Annotated in this window: 23 protein-coding genes; 14 read left to right on the top strand and 9 right to left on the bottom strand. The window is 71.4% G+C overall.

The features are described 5' to 3' along the window. Positions 1-45: 45 nt before the first annotated feature. Both OG595_RS34735 and OG595_RS34730 read left to right on the top strand, forming a co-directional pair. Complete coding sequence (locus OG595_RS34735) at positions 46-1,446, top strand: M1 family metallopeptidase (RefSeq protein ID WP_329279038.1); 1,401 nt, start codon at positions 46-48, stop codon at positions 1,444-1,446. 46 nt (positions 1,447-1,492) lie between these two features. Then, positions 1,493-1,942 carry a YchJ family protein gene (locus OG595_RS34730; RefSeq protein ID WP_329279036.1) on the top strand — a complete coding sequence of 150 codons (450 nt, stop codon included), beginning with the start codon at positions 1,493-1,495 and terminating at the stop codon, positions 1,940-1,942. On the opposite strand, the gene OG595_RS34725 is transcribed toward OG595_RS34730, so the two are convergent. Then, a complete protein-coding gene (locus OG595_RS34725; protein ID WP_329279033.1) occupies positions 1,939-2,640 on the bottom strand; it encodes a FadR/GntR family transcriptional regulator in 702 nt (233 codons plus the stop codon). The two genes, OG595_RS34730 and OG595_RS34725, sit on opposite strands and share 4 nt — an antisense overlap. Positions 2,641-2,736: 96 nt before the next feature. Here OG595_RS34725 and OG595_RS34720 point away from each other — a divergent pair, with 96 nt between their 5' ends. The 4 genes from OG595_RS34720 to OG595_RS34705 are packed head-to-tail and all read left to right on the top strand — an operon-like array spanning position 2,737 to position 6,605. Then, on the top strand, positions 2,737-3,294 hold the full coding sequence (locus OG595_RS34720) for a gluconokinase (RefSeq protein ID WP_329279029.1): 558 nt from the start codon (positions 2,737-2,739) through the stop codon (positions 3,292-3,294). 45 nt (positions 3,295-3,339) lie between these two features. Further along, positions 3,340-4,737 carry a GntT/GntP/DsdX family permease gene (locus OG595_RS34715; RefSeq protein ID WP_329279026.1) on the top strand — a complete coding sequence of 466 codons (1,398 nt, stop codon included), beginning with the start codon at positions 3,340-3,342 and terminating at the stop codon, positions 4,735-4,737. A 10-nt stretch (positions 4,738-4,747) separates the two neighbouring features. Then, positions 4,748-5,506, top strand: coding sequence for an SDR family oxidoreductase (locus OG595_RS34710; protein ID WP_329279024.1), 759 nt, complete (start codon positions 4,748-4,750; stop codon positions 5,504-5,506). A 55-nt stretch (positions 5,507-5,561) separates the two neighbouring features. Then, on the top strand, positions 5,562-6,605 hold the full coding sequence (locus OG595_RS34705) for an L-idonate 5-dehydrogenase (protein WP_329279022.1): 1,044 nt from the start codon (positions 5,562-5,564) through the stop codon (positions 6,603-6,605). 118 nt (positions 6,606-6,723) lie between these two features. Here OG595_RS34705 and OG595_RS34700 read toward each other — a convergent pair whose 3' ends face one another. The 4 genes from OG595_RS34700 to OG595_RS34685 all read right to left on the bottom strand — a co-directional run bounded on the left by OG595_RS34700 (position 6,724) and on the right by OG595_RS34685 (position 10,835). Then, on the bottom strand, positions 6,724-7,368 hold the full coding sequence (locus OG595_RS34700) for a cytochrome b/b6 domain-containing protein (protein WP_329279021.1): 645 nt from the start codon (positions 7,366-7,368) through the stop codon (positions 6,724-6,726). Next, positions 7,352-8,137, bottom strand: a complete 786-nt coding sequence (locus OG595_RS34695) for a molybdopterin-dependent oxidoreductase (protein WP_329279019.1) — start codon at positions 8,135-8,137, stop codon at positions 7,352-7,354. Before OG595_RS34695 ends, OG595_RS34700 begins: the two co-directional genes overlap by 17 nt. 111 nt (positions 8,138-8,248) lie before the next feature. Continuing rightward, the gene (locus tag OG595_RS34690) at positions 8,249-9,814 is read right to left on the bottom strand and encodes an APC family permease (RefSeq protein ID WP_329279017.1); all 1,566 of its coding nucleotides are present in this window, start codon (positions 9,812-9,814) and stop codon (positions 8,249-8,251) included. 70 nt (positions 9,815-9,884) lie between these two features. Beyond that, complete coding sequence (locus OG595_RS34685; protein WP_329279014.1) at positions 9,885-10,835, bottom strand: hypothetical protein; 951 nt, start codon at positions 10,833-10,835, stop codon at positions 9,885-9,887. 354 nt (positions 10,836-11,189) lie between these two features. Between OG595_RS34685 and OG595_RS34680 the strand changes: the two genes are divergently transcribed. Genes OG595_RS34680 through OG595_RS34665 form a run of 4 tightly spaced genes read left to right on the top strand, consistent with a single transcriptional unit; the run spans position 11,190 to position 13,432 of the window. Further along, positions 11,190-12,119, top strand: coding sequence for a DMT family transporter (locus OG595_RS34680; protein ID WP_329279011.1), 930 nt, complete (start codon positions 11,190-11,192; stop codon positions 12,117-12,119). After that, positions 12,067-12,693 (top strand): NUDIX hydrolase, encoded by a 627-nt coding sequence (locus tag OG595_RS34675; RefSeq protein WP_329279009.1) that lies wholly within the window; start codon positions 12,067-12,069, stop codon positions 12,691-12,693. Before OG595_RS34680 ends, OG595_RS34675 begins: the two co-directional genes overlap by 53 nt. 11 nt (positions 12,694-12,704) lie before the next feature. Next, positions 12,705-13,097 carry a YidH family protein gene (locus OG595_RS34670; protein WP_329279006.1) on the top strand — a complete coding sequence of 131 codons (393 nt, stop codon included), beginning with the start codon at positions 12,705-12,707 and terminating at the stop codon, positions 13,095-13,097. After that, complete coding sequence (locus OG595_RS34665; protein WP_329279003.1) at positions 13,094-13,432, top strand: DUF202 domain-containing protein; 339 nt, start codon at positions 13,094-13,096, stop codon at positions 13,430-13,432. The genes OG595_RS34670 and OG595_RS34665 overlap by 4 nt, the downstream gene beginning before the upstream one ends. 43 nt (positions 13,433-13,475) lie before the next feature. On the opposite strand, the gene OG595_RS34660 is transcribed toward OG595_RS34665, so the two are convergent. Further along, positions 13,476-14,426, bottom strand: a complete 951-nt coding sequence (locus tag OG595_RS34660) for an NADP-dependent oxidoreductase (protein WP_329279001.1) — start codon at positions 14,424-14,426, stop codon at positions 13,476-13,478. A gap of 170 nt (positions 14,427-14,596) precedes the next feature. Between OG595_RS34660 and OG595_RS34655 the strand changes: the two genes are divergently transcribed. The 3 genes from OG595_RS34655 (at position 14,597) to OG595_RS34645 (ending at position 17,329) form a co-directional block, all read left to right on the top strand. Further along, complete coding sequence (locus OG595_RS34655) at positions 14,597-14,899, top strand: hypothetical protein (RefSeq protein WP_329278999.1); 303 nt, start codon at positions 14,597-14,599, stop codon at positions 14,897-14,899. Between the two features lie 165 nt (positions 14,900-15,064). Continuing rightward, complete coding sequence (locus tag OG595_RS34650) at positions 15,065-16,108, top strand: phosphotransferase family protein (RefSeq protein WP_329278998.1); 1,044 nt, start codon at positions 15,065-15,067, stop codon at positions 16,106-16,108. A gap of 6 nt (positions 16,109-16,114) precedes the next feature. Beyond that, the gene (locus tag OG595_RS34645; protein ID WP_329278995.1) at positions 16,115-17,329 is read left to right on the top strand and encodes an acyl-CoA dehydrogenase family protein; all 1,215 of its coding nucleotides are present in this window, start codon (positions 16,115-16,117) and stop codon (positions 17,327-17,329) included. A 203-nt stretch (positions 17,330-17,532) separates the two neighbouring features. Here the strand turns inward: OG595_RS34645 and OG595_RS34640 are convergent, their stop codons facing one another. The 3 genes from OG595_RS34640 to OG595_RS34630 all read right to left on the bottom strand — a co-directional run bounded on the left by OG595_RS34640 (position 17,533) and on the right by OG595_RS34630 (position 20,664). After that, entirely contained in the window at positions 17,533-18,126 is a 594-nt protein-coding gene (locus OG595_RS34640; protein WP_329278993.1) for a TetR/AcrR family transcriptional regulator, read from the bottom strand. A gap of 73 nt (positions 18,127-18,199) precedes the next feature. Beyond that, on the bottom strand, positions 18,200-19,903 hold the full coding sequence (locus OG595_RS34635) for a class I adenylate-forming enzyme family protein (protein ID WP_329278991.1): 1,704 nt from the start codon (positions 19,901-19,903) through the stop codon (positions 18,200-18,202). Next, complete coding sequence (locus tag OG595_RS34630; protein ID WP_329283445.1) at positions 19,900-20,664, bottom strand: SDR family oxidoreductase; 765 nt, start codon at positions 20,662-20,664, stop codon at positions 19,900-19,902. Before OG595_RS34630 ends, OG595_RS34635 begins: the two co-directional genes overlap by 4 nt. Positions 20,665-20,860: 196 nt before the next feature. On the opposite strand from OG595_RS34630, the gene OG595_RS34625 reads away from it, so the two are divergent. Further along, positions 20,861-22,099 carry an exo-beta-N-acetylmuramidase NamZ family protein gene (locus OG595_RS34625; protein WP_329278989.1) on the top strand — a complete coding sequence of 413 codons (1,239 nt, stop codon included), beginning with the start codon at positions 20,861-20,863 and terminating at the stop codon, positions 22,097-22,099. Positions 22,100-22,127 lie beyond the last annotated feature (28 nt).

The following is a 22,127-nucleotide window of genomic DNA, read 5'->3' as shown; positions in this document are numbered from 1 at the left end:
TCTCCGGCACCTCGTACGAGCACATCGCAGGGAGCAGACTCAGCAGTGAGCGTTCAGCAGACAGTGGGTTCGGACCCGTACTTCCCGGCCAACGGTGACCCCCGTTACCGGGTGCACCGGTACGAACTCGCGCTGGACTACCGCCCCGGCCCGAACCGGCTGGCGGGCACGGCCCGCATCAACGCCATAGCGGGCCGGTCCCCGCTCGCCGAATTCCAGCTGAACCTGGGCGACTTCAAGATCGGCCGGGTCCGGGTCGACGGCAAGGCCTCGCACTACACGCACCGGGGCGGACGGCTGCGCATCCGCCCCCCGAAGCCACTGCGGACCGGGGCCGCCTTCACCGTCGAGGTGCACTGGGCGGGCAACCCCAAGCCGGTCAGCAGCCCCTGGGGCGGGATCGGCTGGGAGGAGCTGGAGGACGGGGCGCTGGTGGCGAGCCAGCCGGTCGGGGCGCCGTCCTGGTACCCGTGCAACGACCGGCCCGCCGACAAGGCGTCCTACCAGATCTCGATCACGACGCCGTCCGCGTACTCGGTGGTGGCGGGCGGTCGGCTGCTGACGAGGACGACGAGGGCTTCTACGACCACGTGGGTGTACGAGCAGTCCGCGCCGACGTCGAGCTATCTCGTCGGACTGTCGATCGGGAAGTACCAGACCGTCCTGCTCGGCGACCCGGGTCTTGGCGGGGTGCCCCAACACGGGCACATTCCGGCGGAGTTGCTCCCCGAGTTCTCCCGTGACTTCGCTCGCCAGCCCGCCATGATGGAGCTCTTCGAGGAGCTGTTCGGGCCGTATCCGTTCGGTGAGTACGCGGTCGTGGTCACCGAGGAGGAACTCGATGTGCCCGTCGAGGCACAGGGCTTGTCACTGTTCGGCGCCAACCACGTGGACGGCGCCCGGAGTTCGGAGCGGCTCGTCGCGCACGAGCTGGCCCACCAGTGGTTCGGCAACAGTGTGTCCATCGCGGACTGGCGGCACATCTGGCTGAACGAGGGGTTCGCCAAGTACGCGGAGTGGCTGTGGTCCGAGCGCTCCGGCGGGCGCAGCGCGCAGCAACTCGCCGCCGTCGCCCATCGGTTGCTGGCCGGGCGACCACAGGATCTGCGGCTCGCCGATCCCGGCCGCAAGCTGATGTTCGACGACCGGTTGTACCAGCGCGGCGGGCTCACCGTGCACGCCGTGCGGTGCGCGCTGGGCGACGAGGCGTTCTTCCGGATGCTGCGGGGCTGGGTCGCGCTCCACCGGGGCGGTTCGGTGAGCACGGCCACGTTCACGTCGCACGCGGGGCGGTTCGCGACGGAGCCGTTGGACGAACTGCTCGCCTCGTGGCTGCACGAGGTGGCGCTGCCCGCGTTGCCCACACCGAGGACGCAGGGACCGCCGCCGGTCAGGGGTGGACCGCGGGTGCCCGCCCGGCCCTCCTATCCGCCGTCCACCGCGTAGCGGGTGGATGCGGTGCGGGTACACGCGGTGCGGGAGAATGGCGGGCATGGCCCGACGTACTCCGCATCCCCGGCGGCAACGCCCCTCCACCCAGGTTCAGAGTTCCGCGTGTCCGTGCGGTCTCGCGGAGACGTACGAGAAGTGCTGCGGCCGGTTCCACCGCGGTGAGGCGGCGGCGCCGACCGCCGAGGCACTGATGCGCTCCCGCTACAGCGCCTTCGTGCGGCGGGACGAGCCCTACCTCCTGCGCACCTGGCACCCGCGCACCCGCCCCGCCGGTGTCGAGTTCGACCCCGGGACGCGGTGGACGGGCCTGGAGATCCTCGGATCGGGCGACGGTACGGCGTTCCACACCACCGGGACCGTGACCTTCCGGGCCTCCTACCGGGGCGGTTCGATGGAGGAGCGGAGCCGGTTCGAGCGGGCCGACGGCGCGTGGGTGTACGTCGACGGGGACGTCGGCCGGAGCGACGAGGGGACCGGGACCGCCGTCTAGGGCGCGAGGATGTCCAGTTCCTGAAGGGCGCCGACCACGATCCCCCGGGTGAGCCGCTCGGCCCGCTCGCCGTCGCCCTCGCGGACCGCCTCGGCGACCTGTACGTGCAGGGTGACGGCGGCCGGGTCGGGGTCCTCGAACATGACCTCGTGATGGGTGCGGCCGGCCAGGACCTCCGCGACGACATCCCCGAGGCGGGCGAACATCTCGTTGCCGGATGCCTCCAGGATCACCCGATGGAAGGCCACGTCGTGGACCAGGTAGCCGTCCAGCTGGTGACCGCGCGACTTGGCCACCATGCCCAGCGCGCACTCCGTGAGCCGCGCGCACTGCTCGGCGGTGGCGAACTTGGCGGCCAGTCCCGCGGCGACCGGTTCGATCGCGGAGCGCAGCACGGTGAGGGAGCGCAGTTGCTGCGGGCGGTCGGCGCCCGCCAGACGCCAGCGGATGACCTGCGGGTCGTAGACGTTCCACTCGGCCTTGGGGCGGACCGTGACGCCGACCCGGCGGCGGGACTCGACCAGGTGCATCGACTCCAGGACCCGGACCGCCTCCCGCATCACCGAACGTGACACGTCGAAGCGCTGGGCCAGTTCGTCCGTGCGCAGAACGCTGCCCGGCGGGTACTCGCCCGCGGTGATCGCGGGTCCGAGGGTGTCCAGTACATGGCCGTGCAGCCCTCGGCCGGGTGTGCTCATGCACTCAGCGTACGGGGCGCGTCACACTCCCAAAAAGTCAGACTTATTGATGCGGAGGGCTTGAATTTGTCGGACCTAATGCGTTTCATTGCGTTCATGCAGAAGACGCGCACCCCCCACGTCGTCGTGGTCATGGGCGTCGCGGGCACCGGGAAGACCACCATCGGTCCCCTGCTCGCGGCACGGCTCGGCGTTCCGTACGCCGAGGCCGACGACTTCCACCCCCCGGCCAACATCCACAAGATGACGGCCGGGACCCCGCTGACCGACGACGACCGCCGGCCGTGGCTGGACGCGATCGGCGAGTGGGCGCACGGCCGGGCCGGGCTCGGCGGGGTGGTCAGCTGCTCGGCGCTGAAGCGGTCGTACCGGGACCGGCTGCGGGCCGCCGCACCCGACGTCGTCTTCGTGCATCTCACCGGTGACCGGGCGCTCATCGAGGACCGGATGGCGCACCGGCAGGGCCACTTCATGCCGACGGCGCTGCTCGACTCGCAGTTCGCCACCCTCCAGCCGCTCGAAGCGGACGAGACGGGCGTGGCGGTCGACGTCTCCGGCACCCCCGAGGAGATCACCGCCCGTGCCGTGACGGCGCTCGGCGGCCTCGGCGCCCCGGACAGCCCCGGGGCATCCCCGAAAGCACCCTCGCAGTAACCCGACCACCCCCGACAGTCCCTCTTCAGAAGCAAGGGAACCACCGTGACCAGACTCAGCGTCGAGATGCTGGCAGCGGACACCGTCGAGCCGATCACCTCGGCCGGCCATGCCCAGCTGGGCGTCGCCGTGCTCGCGGGCATCGCACTCATCGTCCTGCTGATCACCAAGTTCAAGCTGCACGCCTTCCTGGCCCTGACCATCGGCTCGCTCGCGCTGGGCGCCTTCGCGGGCGCGCCGCTCGACAAGGCCATCGCCAGCTTCACCACCGGGCTCGGCTCGACGGTGGCCGGCGTGGGCGTCCTGATCGCCCTGGGCGCGATCCTCGGCAAGCTGCTCGCCGACTCCGGCGGCGCCGACCAGATCGTCGACACGATCCTGGCGAGGGCGTCGGGCCGGACGATGCCCTGGGCGATGGTCCTGATCGCCTCGGTGATCGGCCTGCCCCTGTTCTTCGAGGTCGGCGTCGTGCTGCTGATCCCGGTCGTCCTGATGGTCGCCAAGCGCGGCAACTACTCCCTGATGCGCATCGGCATCCCGGCGCTCGCGGGCCTGTCCGTGATGCACGGCCTGGTCCCGCCGCACCCCGGCCCGCTGATCGCGATCGACGCGGTCGGCGCCAACCTCGGCGTGACGCTGGCGCTCGGCGTCCTCGTCGCCATCCCCACGGTGATCATCGCCGGCCCGCTGTTCTCGCGGGTCGCGGCCCGCTGGGTCGACGTACCCGCCCCGGACCGGATGATCCCCCAGCGCCCTTCCGAGGACCTGGAGAAGCGTCCCGGCTTCGGCGCCACCCTGGCCACCATCCTGCTCCCCGTCGTCCTGATGCTGTCCAAGGCGCTGGTCGACATCATCGTCGACGACCCCACGCACATGGTGCAGCGCGTCTTCGACGTGGTCGGCTCCCCGCTGATCGCCCTGCTCGCCGCCGTCCTCGTGGGCATCTTCACCCTCGGCCGCCCGGCCGAGTTCACCAAGGAACGCATCTCGCGGATCGTCGAGACGGGCCTCGCGCCCATCGCGGGCATCCTCCTGATCGTCGGCGCCGGCGGCGGCTTCAAGCAGACGCTGATCGACTCCGGGGTCGGCAAGATGGTCCTGGACATCTCCGAGGACTGGTCGATCCCGGCCCTTCTGCTGGCCTGGCTGATCGCGGTGGCGATCCGGCTGGCCACGGGTTCGGCGACGGTCGCCACGGTCTCCGCGGCCGGCCTCGTGGCCCCGCTCGCGGCCGACATGTCGACCACGCACGCGGCCCTTCTCGTCCTGGCCATCGGCGCCGGCTCGCTCTTCTTCAGCCATGTGAACGACGCCGGGTTCTGGCTGGTCAAGGAGTACTTCGGCCTGAACGTCGGCCAGACCCTGAAGACCTGGTCGGTCATGGAGACGATCATCTCCGTGGTCGCGGGCGGCCTGGTCCTGCTGCTCTCACTCGTGATCTAGGGGTACGGGAATGAGTCACCCTCTGTTCGACATCAGCGGGCGTACGGCCCTGGTGACCGGCTCCAGCCGGGGCATCGGCCTCGCCCTGGCCCGGGGCCTCGCGGAGGCGGGCTGCACGGTCGTCCTCAACGGGCGCGACGACGACCGGCTCGCCAAGGCCGCCGCCGGGCTCCCCGGGGACATCCGCACCGCCGCCTTCGACGTCACCGACGGTCCCTCGGTCGGAGCCGGGATCGCGGACATCGAGGAGCGGGTCGGCCCGCTCGACATCCTGGTCAACAACGCGGGCATGCAACTGCGCGCCCCCCTCCTGGAGTTCACCGACTCCGACTGGCACCGCATCCTCGACACCAACCTCACCAGCGCGTTCCTGGTGGGCCGTGAGGCGGCCCGCCGGATGACGGAACGCGGCCACGGCAAGATCATCAACATCTGCTCGGTGCAGAGCGAGGTGGCCCGCCCGGGCATCGCGCCCTACGCGGCCACCAAGGGCGCGCTGAAGATGCTCACCAAGGGCATGTGCGCGGACTGGGGCCCGCACGGGGTCCAGGTCAACGCCCTCGGCCCCGGCTACATCGAGACGGAACTGACCCAACCCCTGGTCGACGACCCGGAGTTCAGCGCCTGGGTGCGCAAACGGACCCCGGCCGGGCGGTGGGGGCGTACGGAGGACCTGGTGGGCGGGGTGCTGTTCCTCGCCTCCCCGGCGGCGGACTTCGTCGGCGGACAGGTGCTGTACGTCGACGGCGGCATGACCAGTGTCCTGTGACGCGGCCGCGGACACGGAGGCAGACACGGAAGCGGACTCGAAAGGGGTTCTCCCGATGCTCGGTTGCGTGATCCACGGCGAGGGCGACCTGCGGGTCGACGAGCTGCCGGTGCCGTCCCCCGGCGCCGGTCAGGCGCTGGTGGCCGTCCGCTACGGCGGGGTCTGCGGCTCGGACCTGCACTACTGGCGGCACGGCGGGGTCGGCGACTTCCGCCTCAAGGAACCGATGGTGCTGGGCCACGAGGTCGTGGGGACGGTCGTCTCCTACGGTGACGGATCATCAGGTCCCCCTGTGGGTACGGAGGTTGCCGTGCACCCGGCGACCCCGTGCGGCGCGTGCCCGGAGTGCGTGTCCGGTCGGCGCAACGTCTGCCGGGACACGCGCTACCTCGGCAGCGCCGCCCGCACGCCCCACGTCCAGGGCGGCTTCGCGGCTCGACTGGTCGTCCCCGCCGACCAGTTGAGGCCCGTACCGGCGGGCCTGCCGCTGCACCTGGCGGCCCTCGCCGAACCCCTCTCGGTCGCCCTGCACGCCGTCCGCCGGGCCGGGGACGTCTCCGGCGGGCACGTCCTCGTCACCGGCGCCGGGCCCATCGGGTGCCTGGTCGTCGCTGCGGCGAAGGCGGCCGGCGCGGCCCGGGTGACGGTCACGGACCTGCTCCCGCAGGCCCTGCGGTACGCGGCCGTCGCGGGCGCCGACTCGGTCGTACGGGCGGACGATCCCGGCGATCCCGGGTGGCCGGCCGAGGTGGACGTGGCCGTAGAGGCGTCGGGGGTGGCCGCCGGTCTCGACACCTGCCTGCGTCTGGTGCGCCGGGGCGGGGTCGTCGTACAGCTCGGTCTGCTGCCGCCCGGGCCCAGCCCCTTCGCGGGCAACCTCGTCGTCACCCGGGAGATCGAACTGCGGGGCGCCTTCCGCTTCGACACGGAGTTCGACGACGCGCTGACCCTGCTGGCGGCTGCGCCGGCGCTGGAGGGGCTGGTCAGCGCGGTGATCCCGGTCGAGGAGGCGGAGTCGGCGTTCGCACTGGCGGCGGACCGGGGCAGGTCGTGCAAGGTGCTGCTCGACTTCGGCGGGAGCACTCCCCCGAGGGCGTGAACCGCCGGTTCGTCGTCTGCGAGTGGGCCGTCCGCGGGTCGGCCGTCCGTAGGTCCGCTGTGGCTGGTCGCGCGGTTCCCCGCGCCCCTTCAGGGGCGCCCGGCACCGGATCGTCGGTTCAGGGACGCCACAGCGGATGCTCGCTCTCCGCCCACTCCTTGCTCACCGAGCCCGTCCGGAGGCCCCGGCGGGCCTCCGGGTCGCCCAGAGCCATGCCGATGTGGCCGGCCAGGACGATGCCGATGGTGAGGGCCAGCCAGTCGTGGACGAAGGTCGCGCTGGTGCGCCACATCAGCGGGGTGAGGTGGGTGAACCACATGAGCAGGCCCGTGCCGAGCATGACGAGGGTGGCGCCCGCGATCCAGGACGCGTAGATCTTCTGGCCCGCGTTGAACTTGGCCGCCGGGCGCGAGGCGCGGCGCCTGTCGCGGCGTAGGGCCGCGCGCAGCCAGACCCGGTCGTGCGGGCCGAAGCGGTTGAGGTGGCCCAGGTCGGCGCGGAGGGCCCGGGAGGCCAGGCCGGCCAGGACGGGTACCGGCAGGGCGAGGCCCGCCCACTCGTGGACGCGGACCACCAGTTCGCGGCGGCCGACCAGTTCGGCGAACTGGGGGATGTAGAGGCAGGCCGCCGTCACCACGCACACGCCCATCAGCGCGGCCGTCGCGCGGTGCACCCACTTCTGGGAGCGGCCGAAGCGGCGTACGTCCGAGGACGACACGGAGGTGGCGGCGGAGGGCGCCGGGGCGTCAGCTCGTTGGCTCATCGTCGCGTCCGTTCGACTTGCCGACCCAGGCGTCGATGTCGTAGCCGCGGTTCTCCCAGTAGCCGGCCCGCACGTTCTCGGTGACCGTGATGCCGGAGAGCCACTTGGCGGACTTGTAGAAGTACATGGGGGCGACGTAGAGGCGGACCGGGCCGCCGTGGCTGTGGCTCAGGTTCTTGTCCTGCATGCGCAGCGCGACCAGGACGTCGGCGCGGCGGGCCTGGTCGAGGGTGAGGCTCTCGGTGTAGGCGCCGTCGAAGCAGGTGAAGCGCACCGCGCCGGCCGAGGAGCGCACTCCCGCCGCGTCCAGGAGCCGGGACAGCCGCACGCCTTCAAAGGGCGTGCCGGGCACCCGCCAGCCGGTGACGCACTGCACGTCCTTGACCATCCTGGTCTGGGGCATCGCGCGCAGGTCGGCCAGGGTGTAGGCAGCGGGTCTGTCGACGAGGCCGTCGATCTTCAGCTGGTAGTTCTCGGCGTCCTTGCGGGGCACGGACGACGTCACCGAGTAGTAGCGGAATCCGCCGCCGTTCGGGAGGAGACCGGTGAGTCCGGTGGGGTCCTTCTCCGCCGCACCGGCCAGGAAGGCCTCCATGCCGCGCTGGAGGGTGGGTGCGGCGACCACGCCGAGGGCGCCCAGGCCGAGGGTGCCGAGCAGCACCCGGCGGCCGATGGGTGTGCCCCGGTCCTGCCCTTCACGGTCTTCGCGTTCTTCACGCTCTTCGGGCCGTTCGGGTTCTTCGGGTACCTCGGGTCGTTCGGAGTTCACGTATCCATTCGAACACCCGCGACCCCTGTCGAGCCAGGGATCGCGGGTGCGCGTCAGACTTCCGTAACCGCTTCTCACCCTCTTCTCAGGCGGCGGCCCCGGAAAGGGTGGTCAGGAGGCCGCTTCCGCGGACTCCGCCGACTCCGCCACCTTGTCCAGCTGGAACGCCTCGTTGCCGAGCCCGATCCGTGCGTGCACGTCGGGCTTGCGGGAACGCAGGACCAGGCCCTGGACCAGGCCGAGGACCACGGCGGCACCGATGATGCCGGGCAGCACCCAGTTGAGGGAGGAGTCCGGGCCCGTGCCCACGAGGACGTCGAAGTCCTTGATCGTGTAGACGGCGATGGCCAGCAGAGCGATGCCGGAGAGCGTGGCCGTGGCCAGCCGCCAGGCCTGGGCGGCGACGGCCTGGCGGCGGACGAAGAAGACGACGACAGAGAGGGAGGCTGCGGCCATCAGCAGGATCACGCCCAGAGAACCGATGTTGGCAGCCCAGGTGAACAGCTGCAGCACAGGCGCGGTCGGGTCACCGACCGGACCGTCGTCGGCGATGGCGAAGCCCGCCACGACCGCGACGGACACGGCGGTCTGCAGAAGGGAACCGGTGCCGGGGGCACCGCTCGTGCCGGTCGTCCGGCCGAAGGCCTGCGGGAGCAGCCCTTCCCGGCCCATGGCGAAGGCGTACCGCGCGACGACGTTGTGGAAGCTGAGCATCGCGGCGAACATACCGGTCACGAAGAGGACGTGCAGGACGTCGGTGAACGTCGAGCCGAGCCGTTCCTCGGTGAGGAAGAACAGCAGTCCGGCGCTCTGCTTCTGGGATGCCCCGACGACTGCGGAGGGACCTGTGGCCACGGTGATCGCCCAGCAGCTGATGGCGAGGAAGACGGCGACGCCGCCCACCGCGAGGAACATCACGCGCGGCACGAGGATGTGCGGCTTACTCGTCTCCTCGGCATACACGGGGGCCTGTTCGAAGCCGAGGAAGGCGGCGATGCAGAAGCACAGGGCGGTGCCGACGCCCGCGCCGCTGAGGGTGTCCGGGTTGAAGGCGTGCAGCGACAGGCCCTCCTTCGCCGGGTCGGCGACGGCGGCGATGTCGAAGATGACGACAAGGGCGACCTCGATGACCAGCAGCACGCCGAGCAGGCGCGCGTTGACGTCGATCTTCAGCCAGCCGAGCGTGCCGACGGCCAGCGCGGCCAGCAACGCCGGTATCCACCAGGCGACTTCGGTGTCCAGGTAGGTGGAGAACAGTCCGGACACCTCGAACCCGAAGATGCCGTAGATGCCGACCTGGAGGGCGTTGTAGGCGACGAGCGCGAGCATCGCGGCGCTCGCCCCGGCGGTGCCGCCGAGGCCGCGCGAGATGTAGGCGTAGAAGGCGCCCGCGTTGTGGACGTGGCGGCTCATCTCGGCGTACCCGACGCTGAAGAGGACGAGGACGACGCCGAGAAGAACGAAGAGGAGGGGCTGGCCGACGATGCCCATCACCGCAAATGTGGTGGGCATGACACCTGCGACCACCATGAGGGGCGCGGTCGCGGCGAGCACGGAGAGCAGCAGCCCTCCGGTGCCGAGTCGGTCCGCGCGCAGTGCGCGGTCCTGCCCCTTGAACGTACTGATGCCGCTGCTGCCGGCACTGGGTCTGCTCGTGCTCGAACTGCCCGTCGTCATCGCGGGGTTGTCCTTTCGGGCGTACGGAAATTTTCTGTGGTGACGGAACTTCACTGTGGTGCGTGGGGCGTTACGCCGTGCCGAGCGCGGTGTCGCGGGCGGCACGGAAGGCGGTGAGCGGGTCGCGGTCCGGGTAGGACCAGGGAACGGGCGTCTGGTGCGGGCCGATCCGGTGGAACAGCGCGGCGGCCTCCGCACCCCGGCCCTCGCAGAACTTGGCGTGGGCAAGGAAGTTGAGGTCGACCAGGCGGCGCGGGTGGTCGTCGCGCTCCCACTCCAGCCACCAGTCGAAGGCCGCCTTCATCACCTGGCGGGCCCGCCGCCCGACCCAGTGCCCGGAGGAGGCCGGGTCGGTGGACTCCAGGCCCGCGGCGGCCAGGACGCGGTAGCGCTCGGCGTGCGCGACGACCGGCAGGATCGCCAACGGCGAGTCGGCGGGGGCCTGTTCGACGGCCCAGTTGGCGAAGTCGTACACCTCGTGCAGCGGGTCCGGCCCGGCGGAGGTACGGCGCTCGGCAAGGCGCGCGACCATCAGGTGGTGGGCGTGGTGGTGGTCGGGGTAGCGGTGCCGGACCTCGTCGAAGAGTTGCACGACGGTCTCCTCGGCGCCCATGTGCCGCTCCAGCTGGAGCAGCCCGAGCCAGGGCGTGGGGTCGGCGGGAGCGAGCGCGGCGGCGGCGTGGCAGGCGTCGCGGGCCCGGACCGGCTTGTCCTTGCCGGAGAGGACCCGCTGGACGGTGGCCGCGGCGAGCAGGACGGAGGCGTCGGCGGACTCCGGCTCGGCGAGGATCCAGTCGCGGGCCCAGGCGGCGGTGCCGGACTCGAGGGCGAGGACGGTGACGCGGTGGCCCCGGCGGTCCCAGTCGTCGCCGGTGGTGGTGAGCAGTGCGCGGACGGCCTGCCAGCGCCCCTGGCCCAGAGCGGCGCGCGCGGCGACGAGTTCGGTGTCGTCGAGGGCGGCGTCGAAGGCCTGGGCGGCGCGCTTGCGGCCACGGCCCAGGGGTGGTGGAGGTGGAGACACCGCGGGGAACTTCCTCACACGACGCGGTCTGTTGACGGCGATCGTTCGACAGCCATCGGTTGATCACGGACAGCAAACCCTCCACGAATGCTTCACGTCAAGGCCGGTCATGTATGCGACACGTGTCAATTATGCATCTGTGTAGGACAGTTGACCTGGCGAACGACAGACCAGCGCACAACTCACCAACCCAGCAGAGATGACGTTAAGTCGCGATACCGCCACCATCCGAACGTGGACGTGATCCTGCCGCCGCCACGATTCCGTCACATCCCCGGGGCAGGACCCGCCGGGGGCGGCTACAGTCGGCCTTTACCACACCCCACAGTCCGCCCCGTCATCGAGGTACCCCGCGTGTCCGTTCTGGTTCTGACTCTCGCCGTGAGCGCCGCCTGCTGCCTGGGCCTCGGCTTCGTCCTCCAGCAGAACGCGGCCCGGCAGGCCCCCCTGAGCGACTTCCTCTCCCCGCGGCTGCTGCTGGACCTGATGCGGGTGCCGCGCTGGCTCGGCGGCATCGCCCTGATGGTGGCGGGCATGGTGCTGGGCGCGATCGCGCTGAGCCAGGGCGAGGTGTCCCTGGTGGAGCCGCTGCTCGCGACGAACCTGCTCTTCGCGCTCGCCCTCTCCCGCAAACAGACCAGGCAGCCGCTGGGCCGTCAGGGCTGGACCGGCCTCCTGCTCCTCGCAGGCGGGGTGACGGCGTTCATCGTGGCGGGCGAGCCGCGCGGCGGAACGGCCGTCACGGACCCCTGGCGCCACTGGCTGATCATCGGCGCCATGCTCGGCCTCGCCCTGCTCCTCACGACGTACGCGAAGCGCTCCCGCCTCAGCTCCGGCCCGGTCCTGCTGGCCCTGGCCGCGGGCCTGCTCTACGGCGTCCAGGACGCCCTGACCCGGGTCAGCGGCCAGCGCTTCTCGGAGGGCGGCCTGACCCACCTCCTCACGGGCTGGCAGCCGTACGGCGTACTGCTCCTCGGTCTCACCGGCCTGGTCCTGGTCCAGAGCGCCTTCGAGACCGCCCCCCTGCGCATGTCCCTCCCCGCCCTCACGGCGGCCCAGCCCCTGGCCGGGATCATCTGCGGCGTCGGCTTCCTCGGCGACCGGCTGCGCACCGACACCGGGGCACTCGCCTGGGAGGCGTCGGGCCTCGCGGCGGTGGTCGTGGGCATCGTCCTCCTGGGCCTCCACCCGGCGATGCCGAGCGGCAGCGCGCCGAGGCCGATGGGCTTGGATGGCAGACATGAGCACTCACTCCCACGAGAGCACTCCCACCGGTCCCACTGATCCCGGTTCCGCCGATCCCGGTTCCGCCGATCCCAGCGATGCGGCCGATCCGGTCGATCCCGCCGACGAGATCCTCGACATCGTCGACGAGAACGACCAGGTCGTCGGCCGGTCCCCCCGGGGCGAGGCGTACGCGCGCGGTCTGCGCCACCGCTGCGTCTTCATCCAGGCCAGGGACGCCCGGGGCCGGATCTTCGTCCACCGCCGCACCGCCACCAAGCTGGTCTTTCCCTCCCTGTACGACATGTTCGTCGGCGGAGTCGTGGGCGCGGGCGAGTCGTACGGCAGCGCGGCCCTGAGGGAGGCCGAGGAGGAACTCGGCGTCACGGGCCTGCCCCGCCCCGAGCCCCTCTTCAGGTTCCTGTACGACGACGGCGCCGGCCGGAGCTGGTGGTCGGCGGTGTACGAGGTCCGCTGCGAGCTGCCCGTCCACCCCCAGGTGGAGGAGGTCGCCTGGCACGCGTTCCTGCCGGAGGAGGAGGTGGAACGGCGGCTGGGCGAGTGGGAGTGGGTGCCGGACGGTCTGGCGGCCTATGAGCGCCTCAGGGCGTACCGGTCACCGAAGAGCCCGTAAGGTTCCTACATGTGATCGATTTTGGACGGAACGTCCGTATGTGGTTCGCCCCCCAACGGATCGGCGAGGAGGGCCGCACCCCCGACTACCGCTTCTCCCTGGCCAACGAACGCACCTTCCTGGCCTGGCTGCGCACCGCGCTGGCGCTGATCGGCGGCGGCTTCGCCGTGGACCAGTTCCTGCCCGACCTGCGGTGGGGCTGGCGGGTCGGGCTGGCGCTCGCGTTGCTGGCGGCCGGGGCGCTGTGCTCGCTGCGGGCCGTCAACCACTGGGTGCGGTGCGAGCGGGCGATGCGACGGGGCGAGGACCTGCCGGTGTCCCGCTTCCCGACCCTGCTGAGCCTCGCGGTCGCCGTGGTCGCGGTCGCCATGGTGGTCGTCGTACTGGCCCGGGGGAACGGGTGAGCGACGCCGGGGCGGGCGAGGCAGAGGTACGGGATCCCGGGCTGCAACCGGAACGGACCCGGCTGGCGTGGCGGCGTACGACGCTGTCGAGCACCGTCGCCGCCCTGCTCGCCGGGAGGACCGCGCTGCACGGCGGGCCGTCGGCGGCCGGGATCGCCGTCTGCGCGGTGTGCTGCGTGCTGTGGCTGTGGTTCCTCGGCGTCGCCCACCGGCGCATCCGGACGCTCACGGCGACGGGTGACGACGGTCCGCCGGCGCTGACCGCCCGGCACGCCGCCGCGGCGACGCTGTGCGCGGTCGCCCTGGCGGTGTGCGGGGCGGCACTCGTCCTCTGACGCCGAAGGCCGCCGCCGGCCGGGCTTTCGGACCGCCGGGCCGTCAGGCCTCGTCGTCCCAGTCCACCGTCACCACGATCTTGCCCCTGGTGCGGCCCTCCGCGCTCAGCCGGTGTGCCTCCGCAGCGCGCTCCAGGGGGAACGTGTCGGCCACATGCAGCGAGAACACCTGCTGTTCGGCCAGGTCGGAGAGGTGCGCGAGGTCCACCGCGTCGGGGCGCACGAAGTAGTAGCTGCCGCCGAGGTCGACGACGGCCGGGTCCGCGATCGACACCAGGCGGCCCCCGGGAGCCAGCAGCTCCACCGAGTCCTTGAGCGTGTCGCCGCCGACGGTGTCGAACACGGCGTCGACGCCGCCCGGGGCGAGTTTCCGTACCCGGTCGGCCATGCCCTCGCCGTACGTCACCGGGTCGCCGCCCAGTTCGCGCACGAAGTCGTGGTTGCGCACGCTGGCCGTGCCGATGACGTGCGCGGCGCCCAGGTGGCGGCGGGCCAGCTGGACGGCGACGGAGCCGACCCCGCCCGCCGCCGCGTGCACCAGGACGGTCTCGCCCGTGCGGACGCCCAGCGACCTGGCGAGCACCTGATAGGCGGTGAGCCCGACGAGCGGCAGCCCGGCCGCCTCCTCGAAGGAGAGGTTGCGGGGCTTGCGGGCGAGGGTGCGCACCGGGGCGGCGACGTACTCGGCGAAGGTGCCGCGCGAGAGGAAGTCCTCGCGTACGTAGCCGATGACCTCGTCACCCACGGCGTACTCCGAGACGGAGGCGCCCGGGCGCACCACGACCCCGGAGACGTCCCAGCCCGGTGTCACCGGGAAGACGGGGTCCAGGATGCCGTCGAGATAGCCCTCACGGCACTTCCAGTCCACCGGGTTGACGGACGCCGCGCGCACCTTGATCAGTACGGAGTCGGGGCCGACCTTGGGGTCCGGGGCGTCCCGCGTGAACTCCAGGACGTCGGGGCCGCCGTACCGGCTGTAGGTGATGGCCTTCATAAGTCTGGTCCTCCGGTTTCCTCACGCCCGACCCTCCGGGGTGCGCGCACGCCACGCAAGTCGAATAGTCGGATATGGACGGATTGCATGGCAGCCTGTCCGACGGCACCACCGTCACCACCCGCACGTTTCCACACGCGCGTACCCCCGAATGCCCGAAGGCGAGCATCATGAGCACTCCCACCCTTCACCCGGAACACCCGGCCCACCAGCACACCCACGGCCAGGACTGCGGCCACACCGAGGTGCCGCACGGCGACCACGTCGACTACGCGCACGACGGTCATCTGCACCGCGCGCACAGCGGCCACTGGGACGAGTGCGAGCCCGGCGAGCACATGGCGCACGACGCCCACGACCACACGCACGGGGACGGCTGCGGACACCCGAGCGTTCTGCACGGCGACCACGTCGACTATCTGCACGACGGTCACCGGCACGCGGCGCACCAGGACCACTGGGACGACCACTGACGGTTTCCGGCCACCGGCACCGCCTCTCCCCCGCCCCACCCGACCGGCGTCTCCTTCCGTGGACCGGAAGCGAGACGCCGGTCACTTTTCGCTCACCCACTGGACGACATACCGACCGGTCGGCATCATGAGGCAGGTCCTGTTTCCGTACGCGTAGGAGCGATGATGCCCCCGGACGACCTGCCAGGTCTCGATCTCGACCGGCTGCGCGGCCTGCTCGACGGCGAACGCCCCGGACTCGTGCACGGCCCCCTGACCGGACGGCTGATCGAGGGCGGCCGGTCGAACCTCACCTACGCGGTCACCGACGGCACCACCAAGTGGGTCGTACGACGCCCCCCGCTCGGCCATGTCCTGGCCACCGCGCACGACATGCGGCGCGAGCACCGGGTGATCAGCGCCCTGCATCCGACCGCCGTGCCGGTCCCTCGTCCGGTCCTGCTGTGCGAGGACCCCGAGAACGGAGCGGCGCCCGGAGCGCCGTTCTACGTCATGGAGTTCGTGCCGGGCACGCCGTACCGCACGGCCGGACAGCTCGCCCCGATCGGCCCGGCGCGGACCCGGGACGTGGTGCTGTCGCTGGTGGACACGCTGGTCGAGCTGCACGCGGTCGACCCCGCCGAGGTGGGCCTCGCGGACTTCGGCCGGCCCGAGGGCTTTCTGGACCGGCAACTGCGGCGCTGGGGCAAGCAGTTGGACGCCTCCCGCAACCGTGAGCTGTCCGGCATCGACGAGTTGCAGGCGGCGCTCGGCCGGGCCCTGCCCGAGTCCTCCGCCCCGGCGATCGTGCACGGCGACTACCGGCTGGACAACGTCCTGATCGACGCGGACGACAGGATCACGGCGATCCTCGACTGGGAGATGTCGACGCTCGGCGACCCGCTCACCGACCTGGGCCTGCTGGTGATGTACAGCATGCCGCTGGGCGCGCCCGACTCCCCCGTCTCCACGACCGCCGAGGCCGCCGGACACCCCTCCCCGGCCGAGCTGATCGAACGGTACGCGGCGCGCTCGGGGCGCGACGTCTCGTCGGTCGCCTGGTACACGGCGTTCGCCTGGTTCAAGCTGGCGGTGATCCTGGAGGGCATCCACTACCGCTACACGCTGGGCCGGACGGTCGGCGCGGGCTTCGACCGCATCGGGGACCTGGTCCCCGTCTTCATCGAGCACGGCCTGACCACACTTCACACAGGTCTCCAGGAAGGCTGATCCGTCATGGACTTCGCGTTCGACGCGCGCACCGAGGAACTGCGCGCCAAGCTCCTCGCCTTCATGGACGAGTACGTGTACCCGGCGGAGGCCGTGGCCGAGGAGCAGCGGTCGGCGCTCGCCTCGCCGTGGGACACCCCGGCCGTGGTCGAGGAGTTGAAGGCCGAGGCACGCCGCCAGGGTCTGTGGAACCTCTTCCTGCCCGACGCCCGGCACGGCGCCGGCCTCACCAACCTCCAGTACGCCCCCCTCGCCGAGATCACCGGCCGCTCCCCGCACCTGGCGCCGACGGCGCTGAACTGCGCGGCACCGGACACCGGCAACATGGAGGTGCTGGCGCAGTTCGGCGACGAGCAGCAGAAGAAGCAGTGGCTGGAGCCGCTCCTCGCGGGCGAGATCCGCTCGGCGTTCGCGATGACCGAGCCCGAGGTGGCGTCGTCCGACGCGACGAACATCGAGACGCGGATCCGGCGGGACGGCGACGACTACGTCATCAGCGGCCGCAAGTGGTACATCTCCGGGGCGATGAACCCGCACTGCCGGATCTTCATCGTGATGGGCAAGACCGACCCGGACGGCGCCGACATCCGCCGCCAGCAGTCGATGATCCTGGTTCCCCGTGACACCCCCGGTGTCACGGTCAAGCGGGCGATGCAGGTGTTCGGCTACGAGGACCACTCCCACGGCGGCCACGCCGAGGTGGTCTTCGACGAGGCACGGGTGCCCGCCTCGAACCTGATAGGCGAGGAGGGCAGCGGCTTCGCCATCGCGCAGGCGCGGCTCGGTCCCGGCCGCATCCACCACTGCATGCGGCTGATCGGGATGGCGGAGCGCGCGATCGAGCTGATGTGCCGCCGGGCCGTCTCCCGGACCGCCTTCGGCAAGGCGCTGGCCCAGCAGGGCGTGGTCCACAACTGGATCGCGGACGCGCGGGTCACGGTGGAGCAGCTGCGGCTGCTGGTGCTGAAGACGGCGTGGCTGATGGACACGGTGGGCAACAAGGGGGCCCACTCGGAGATCCAGGCGATCAAGATCGCTACGCCGCGTGCGGTGGTGGACATCATCGACAAGGCGATTCAGCTGCACGGGGCGGGCGGGGTGAGCCAGGACTTCCCGCTGGCGGAGCTGTGGGCGAGTGCGAGGACGCTGAAGCTGGCGGACGGGCCGGACGAGGTGCACCAGCGGTCGCTGGCCCGACGGGAGCTGAAGAAGTACCTGTAAGTTCTTCGCCCCCGCCGCCCCTACCCGTCCCGTCCTCGGGGGCTCCGCCCCCGAACCCCCGCTCCTCAAGCGCCGGAGAGGCTGGATATCCAGTTCGTCCGGCGCTTGAGGACGAGGCCCCTTCAGGGCCGAAGCGGGGGTCTGGGGGCGGCAGCCCCCAGGAACGGACGGGACGGGTAGGGGCGGCGGGGGCGAGAAACGCCCTACGGGCGCAGTGCGCGCAGCAGCAGGTCGGCCAGCTGGTCCGCGACCTCCGTGGGGGTCAGGGGGCCCTCCGGGCGGTACCAGGTCGACAGGTGGTGGATGGAACCGAAGTGGTAGTCGACCACCAGGTCCGCCGAGGTCGCCCGGGAGAACACCCCCGTCTCCTGGCCCTCCTCGATGAGGGCCCGGAAGCGTTCGTGGTAACGGCGTCTCTCCGCACGTACCTGCTTGTTCTTCTCCGGGCTCAGATGATGCATCGAGCGGAAGAAGATCATCGCGTCGTCGAGGTTCTCGATGGTCGTGACCACGACATCCGCCGCCGCCCGCCGCAACCGCTCCTCCACCGGCGCGTCCGCGTTCGCGAACGCGTCCAGCCGCTCCTGCTGGACACGCAGCACGCGCGCGTAAACCTCGTGCAGCAGATCGTCCTTGGACCCGAAGTAGTGGTAGAGCGCCCCCTTCGTGACCCCGGCCGCCTCCACGATCTCCTGCACGGACGTGCGGTCGTACCCCTGTTCCGCGAAGAGCCGGGTGGCGGCGGCCAGCAGCCGCTGCGGGACGGGCGTACCGTCACCGTCCGTCGTCCTGGGCACTACCGCCACCAGCCTTCCAAACGTTCCACCGGATAACCGAACCAACGAACAAACGAGCAGCCGGCCCGGGTGCCTACCTGGAGTCCCCGGACCGGGTACGAAGTTCCCGACGGAGGATCTTTCCGGTCGCCGTCTTCGGCAAGTCGGCCAGGATCTCCACCTGCCGCGGGTACTTGTAGGCGGCCAGTCTCTCCTTGCAGTACGCGGCGAGCGCGTCCGGGTCCCCCTCGGCGCCCGGGCGCAGGCTGATGTACGCCTTCACGGTCTCCCCGCGGTACCCGTCGGGCACCCCGACGACGGCCGCCTCGCGTACCGCCGGATGGGTGTACAGGACGTCCTCGACCTCGCGCGGCCACACCTTGAAGCCGGACGCGTTGATCATGTCCTTCTTCCGGTCGACGACGTACAGCCATCCCTCGGCGTCCATGAAGCCGATGTCGCCGGTCCGCAGCTCCCCGTCCGGGAAGGTCTCCGCGGTGGCCTCCGGGAGCCGCCAGTAGCCGGGAACGACCTGCGGCCCCCGCACCAGGATCTCGCCCTGTTCCCCGAACGGCACCTCCGTGCCCTGCTCGTCGACGATCCGTACGACGGTGTCGGGGCCCGGCACGCCCACGGCGAGGGTGCCGGAGACCGGGTCGACGGGGGCCTCCAAAGCGGGCGGTACGGAGGCGCAGGGGGCGGTGCACTCGGTGAGGCCGTAGCCGTTGCGGATGTACGGGCCGAAGCCGGCCCGGAACTTCTCCACGAGGGCGGGCGGCAGCGGGGCGCCGCCGGAGGAGATCTGCCGGAAGGACGAGAAGTGGCCGGGGGTGCAGTCCGGGTGGGCGGCCAGGGCCATGAAGGCCGTCGACGGGCCGACCGTGTAGTGGGGGCGGTGCTCGGCGAACGCGTCCAGGACGACACCGGACTCGAAGCGGTAGGCGAGCACGAGTGTGCCCGCGCTGTTCAGGCTCGCACCGAGCTGGCAGACCATGCCGGTGATGTGGAACAGGGGCGCCATCGCGAAGTAGACGGGCGCCTCGGGCAGCCCGAGGCCCGTCCGCTGCCGTTCCGCGTTGTACATGATGTTGCCGTGGGTGTTGGTGGCCCCCTTGGGGACGCCGCTGGTGCCGGAGGTGTAGCTGATCAGCGCGATGTCGGCGGGGCGCGGATCACGGCCCTCGGGGTCGGGGGCCGTGTGGCCGTACCGGGCGACCGCCGTGAGGTCCTCGGCGTCCGGCGCCTGCGGGAGCCGCTCGAACGCGAGCACGCGCGTGTCGCCGCGGGTCTGGAAGTCCAGCTCGCAGCCCGTGAGCACGATCCGCACCGGAGAGTCCGCGGCCGTCTTCCTCAGATACGACTCCCAGGCCCGGTCGGAGCAGATCAGCGCGGCCACGTCACCGTCCCGCAGGACGTGCGTGACCTCCCCCGACTTGTACATCGGGTTGACGGGGACGACGGTCGCGCCCGCCTTCCAGGCCCCCAGCACGGCGAGCACGAACAGCGGCGAGTTCTGGAGGAGGACGGCGACCCGGTCGCCGCGCTCCAGGCCCCGGGTGACGAGATATCCGGCGACGGAGTCGCTCAGCTCGTCGACCTCACGGTGGCTGAGCCGTCCGTCGAAGTAGGCGAGGAAGGTGCGGTCCGGGACCTCGGCGGCGGTCCGGCGGAGCGCGTGGACCAGCGAGTCGTCGGGGCTGACCGGCGCGCGCTGGACGTCGTCGAGGAGGTCCAGCCAGGGCTGCGCGCCGTACCGGGAGCCGGAGTCGGAGCCTGCTTCGGGGCCGGGGCCGGTCATCGGGTGGCCTCCCACTTCTGCTGGATGTGGTTCATGTTCGTCAGCCAGTGGTCGGGGTCGGCGGCCCGCGCCCGGTAGTAGCCGGCGACCTCGGGGTGCGGCAGGATCAGGAACCGGTCCTCCGCCATCCCCTCGAACAGCGCCTCCGCGACCGCCTCGGGCTCGATCGCCGTCGGCGTGAGCACCAGGTCGCCCGCGCTGCCGGTCCCGGCCAGCATGTCCGTACGGACACCCTGCGGGCAGATGGCGTGCACCTTGATCCCGCGGTGGCGGTACGTCAGGGACAGCCACTCCGCGAAGGCGTAGGCGCCGTGCTTGGTCACGCTGTAGGGCGCCGCGCCGATCATGGTGAGCAGCCCGGCGGCGGACACGGTGGAGACGAAACGGCCGCTGCCGCGCTCCAGCCACTCCGGCAGCAACTCGTTGGCCGCCCGGACGTGCGCCATCACGTTCACGTCCCAGGCGAGCGCCCAGACCTTCTCCTCGGCCGCCTCGGACCCGCCCGAGGCGAGCCCGGCGTTGGCGCAGTAGACATCCACGGTCCCACCGAGCGCGGCACGGGCTTCGGCGACGATCCCGGAGGCGTCGCCCGGCACCGCGATCCCGCCTATCTCGTCGGCGACGGCTCCCGCCCTGTCGGCGTCCAGGTCATTGACGACAACCCGGGCCCCTTCAGCAGCGAACCGCCGGGCCAGCGCGGCCCCGATCCCGCCTCCGGCCCCGGTCACGACCACTCCGGCACCCCGCACGACACCCACAATCGGTCTCCTTTGACACGACACGGCTCCAACCACGGCCAGACTAACCGGTCGGTATGTGGCAGAGGAAGGGTGACTGCACCCACCCAGGGGCGCGGGGAACTGCGCGACAAGCCACATACAACCCGCACCCTTCGAACTGCAGGCGGTAGCGCTTACGGTGCCATGGACAGCCGCCGAGCCCCCGGAGGGAACCCCCATGCCCCTGTCCAGACGCGGCCTCCTGACAACAGCCACCGCGGCGTACCTGCCTGCATGCACAGCCGCAGCCCCCACCCGACACCGCCCGAAGCAACTCCGCACCGGCTTCGAGAACCTGGCCGCCGCCGGTTACGGCCCCCTCGCCGGCAGGAAGGTCGGCATCGTCACCAACCCCACCGGTGTCACCAGGGACGTACGCCACATCGTCGACGTCATGCACGCGGACGACCGGGTGAATCTGACCGCCGTCTTCGGCCCCGAGCACGGATTCCGGGGCACCGCGCAGGCCGGCGGCTCCGAGGGGCGCTACGACGACCCGGCGACCGGGCTGCCCGTCTACGACACGTATCTCAAGAGCGGCCGGCCGCTCGCCGACGTCTTCACCGCCTCCGGCGTCGACACCGTCGTCTTCGACATCCAGGACGTGGGCGCCCGCTTCTACACGTACATCTGGACGCTGTACGACTGCATGGAGGCGGCCCAGCTGGCGGGCAAGCCCTTCCTGGTGCTGGACCGGCCGAACCCGGTGACCGGGCGGGCCGCCCAAGGGCCCGTGCTGCACAAGGAGTTCGCGACGTTCGTCGGGCGGCAGCCGATCGCCCAGGCGCACGGGATGACGGTGGCGGAGTTGGCGCGGCTGTTCAACGAGGAGTTCCTGGCCGCGCCGGTGGAGCTGGACGCCGTACCGATGTCGGGGTGGCGGCGGTCGGCGTTCTACGACGCGTCCGGGCTGCCCTGGGTGCCCCCGAGTCCGAACATGCCGACACCCGACACCGCGCTGGTGTACGCGGGGACGTGTCTCTTCGAGGGCACGAACCTGTCGGAGGGGCGCGGTACGACCCGGCCGTTCGAACTGCTCGGCGCCGAGGGGATCGACCGGCGGTGGGCCGCCGCGGCGGAGCAACTGGGGCTGCCGGGTGTGCACTTCAGGGAGGCGTACTTCGCGCCGACCTTCTCCAAGTTCCAGGGGAGGACCGTCGGGGGCGTCCAGATCCATGTGCACGACCGGGCCGCCTACGACCCGGTGCGTACCGGGGTCGCGCTGCTGGTGACCGCCAGGAAGGTGTGGAGCGGCTTCACCTGGCGCTCCGACAACTGGATCGACAAGCTGACCGGTTCCGCGCTGGTGCGCACGATGATCGACGCGGGAGCCGGTGCCGACGAGGTCGTGGCGGCCTGGCAGGGGGAGTTGGCGGCGTTCCGGCGCATGCGCAGGAAGTACCTCATCTACAAGTGAGCCGTGACGTATGGCCAACTCCCCCTGT

The organism is Streptomyces sp. NBC_01451, from assembly GCF_036227485.1.
In the GTDB taxonomy this organism is placed as follows: Bacteria; Actinomycetota; Actinomycetes; order Streptomycetales; family Streptomycetaceae; genus Streptomyces.
The sequence above is the reverse complement of the archived record's forward strand: the minus strand, read 5'-3'. Positions and strand labels throughout refer to the sequence as shown.

Excerpts from the sequence above, each read along its gene's own strand:
- OG595_RS34730 (WP_329279036.1), top strand. The coding sequence starts at position 1,493 with ATGGCCCGACGTACTCCGCATCCCCGGCGGCAACGCCCCTCCACCCAG.
- OG595_RS34725 (WP_329279033.1), bottom strand. The coding sequence starts at position 2,640 with ATGAGCACACCCGGCCGAGGGCTGCACGGCCATGTACTGGACACCCTC.
- OG595_RS34720 (WP_329279029.1), top strand. The coding sequence starts at position 2,737 with ATGCAGAAGACGCGCACCCCCCACGTCGTCGTGGTCATGGGCGTCGCG.
- OG595_RS34710 (WP_329279024.1), top strand. The coding sequence starts at position 4,748 with ATGAGTCACCCTCTGTTCGACATCAGCGGGCGTACGGCCCTGGTGACC.
- OG595_RS34705 (WP_329279022.1), top strand. The coding sequence starts at position 5,562 with ATGCTCGGTTGCGTGATCCACGGCGAGGGCGACCTGCGGGTCGACGAG.
- OG595_RS34700 (WP_329279021.1), bottom strand. The coding sequence starts at position 7,368 with ATGAGCCAACGAGCTGACGCCCCGGCGCCCTCCGCCGCCACCTCCGTG.
- OG595_RS34690 (WP_329279017.1), bottom strand. The coding sequence starts at position 9,814 with ATGACGACGGGCAGTTCGAGCACGAGCAGACCCAGTGCCGGCAGCAGC.
- OG595_RS34675 (WP_329279009.1), top strand. The coding sequence starts at position 12,067 with ATGGCAGACATGAGCACTCACTCCCACGAGAGCACTCCCACCGGTCCC.
- OG595_RS34660 (WP_329279001.1), bottom strand. The coding sequence starts at position 14,426 with ATGAAGGCCATCACCTACAGCCGGTACGGCGGCCCCGACGTCCTGGAG.
- OG595_RS34655 (WP_329278999.1), top strand. The coding sequence starts at position 14,597 with ATGAGCACTCCCACCCTTCACCCGGAACACCCGGCCCACCAGCACACC.
- OG595_RS34650 (WP_329278998.1), top strand. The coding sequence starts at position 15,065 with ATGCCCCCGGACGACCTGCCAGGTCTCGATCTCGACCGGCTGCGCGGC.
- OG595_RS34645 (WP_329278995.1), top strand. The coding sequence starts at position 16,115 with ATGGACTTCGCGTTCGACGCGCGCACCGAGGAACTGCGCGCCAAGCTC.
- OG595_RS34635 (WP_329278991.1), bottom strand. The coding sequence starts at position 19,903 with ATGACCGGCCCCGGCCCCGAAGCAGGCTCCGACTCCGGCTCCCGGTAC.
- OG595_RS34625 (WP_329278989.1), top strand. The coding sequence starts at position 20,861 with ATGCCCCTGTCCAGACGCGGCCTCCTGACAACAGCCACCGCGGCGTAC.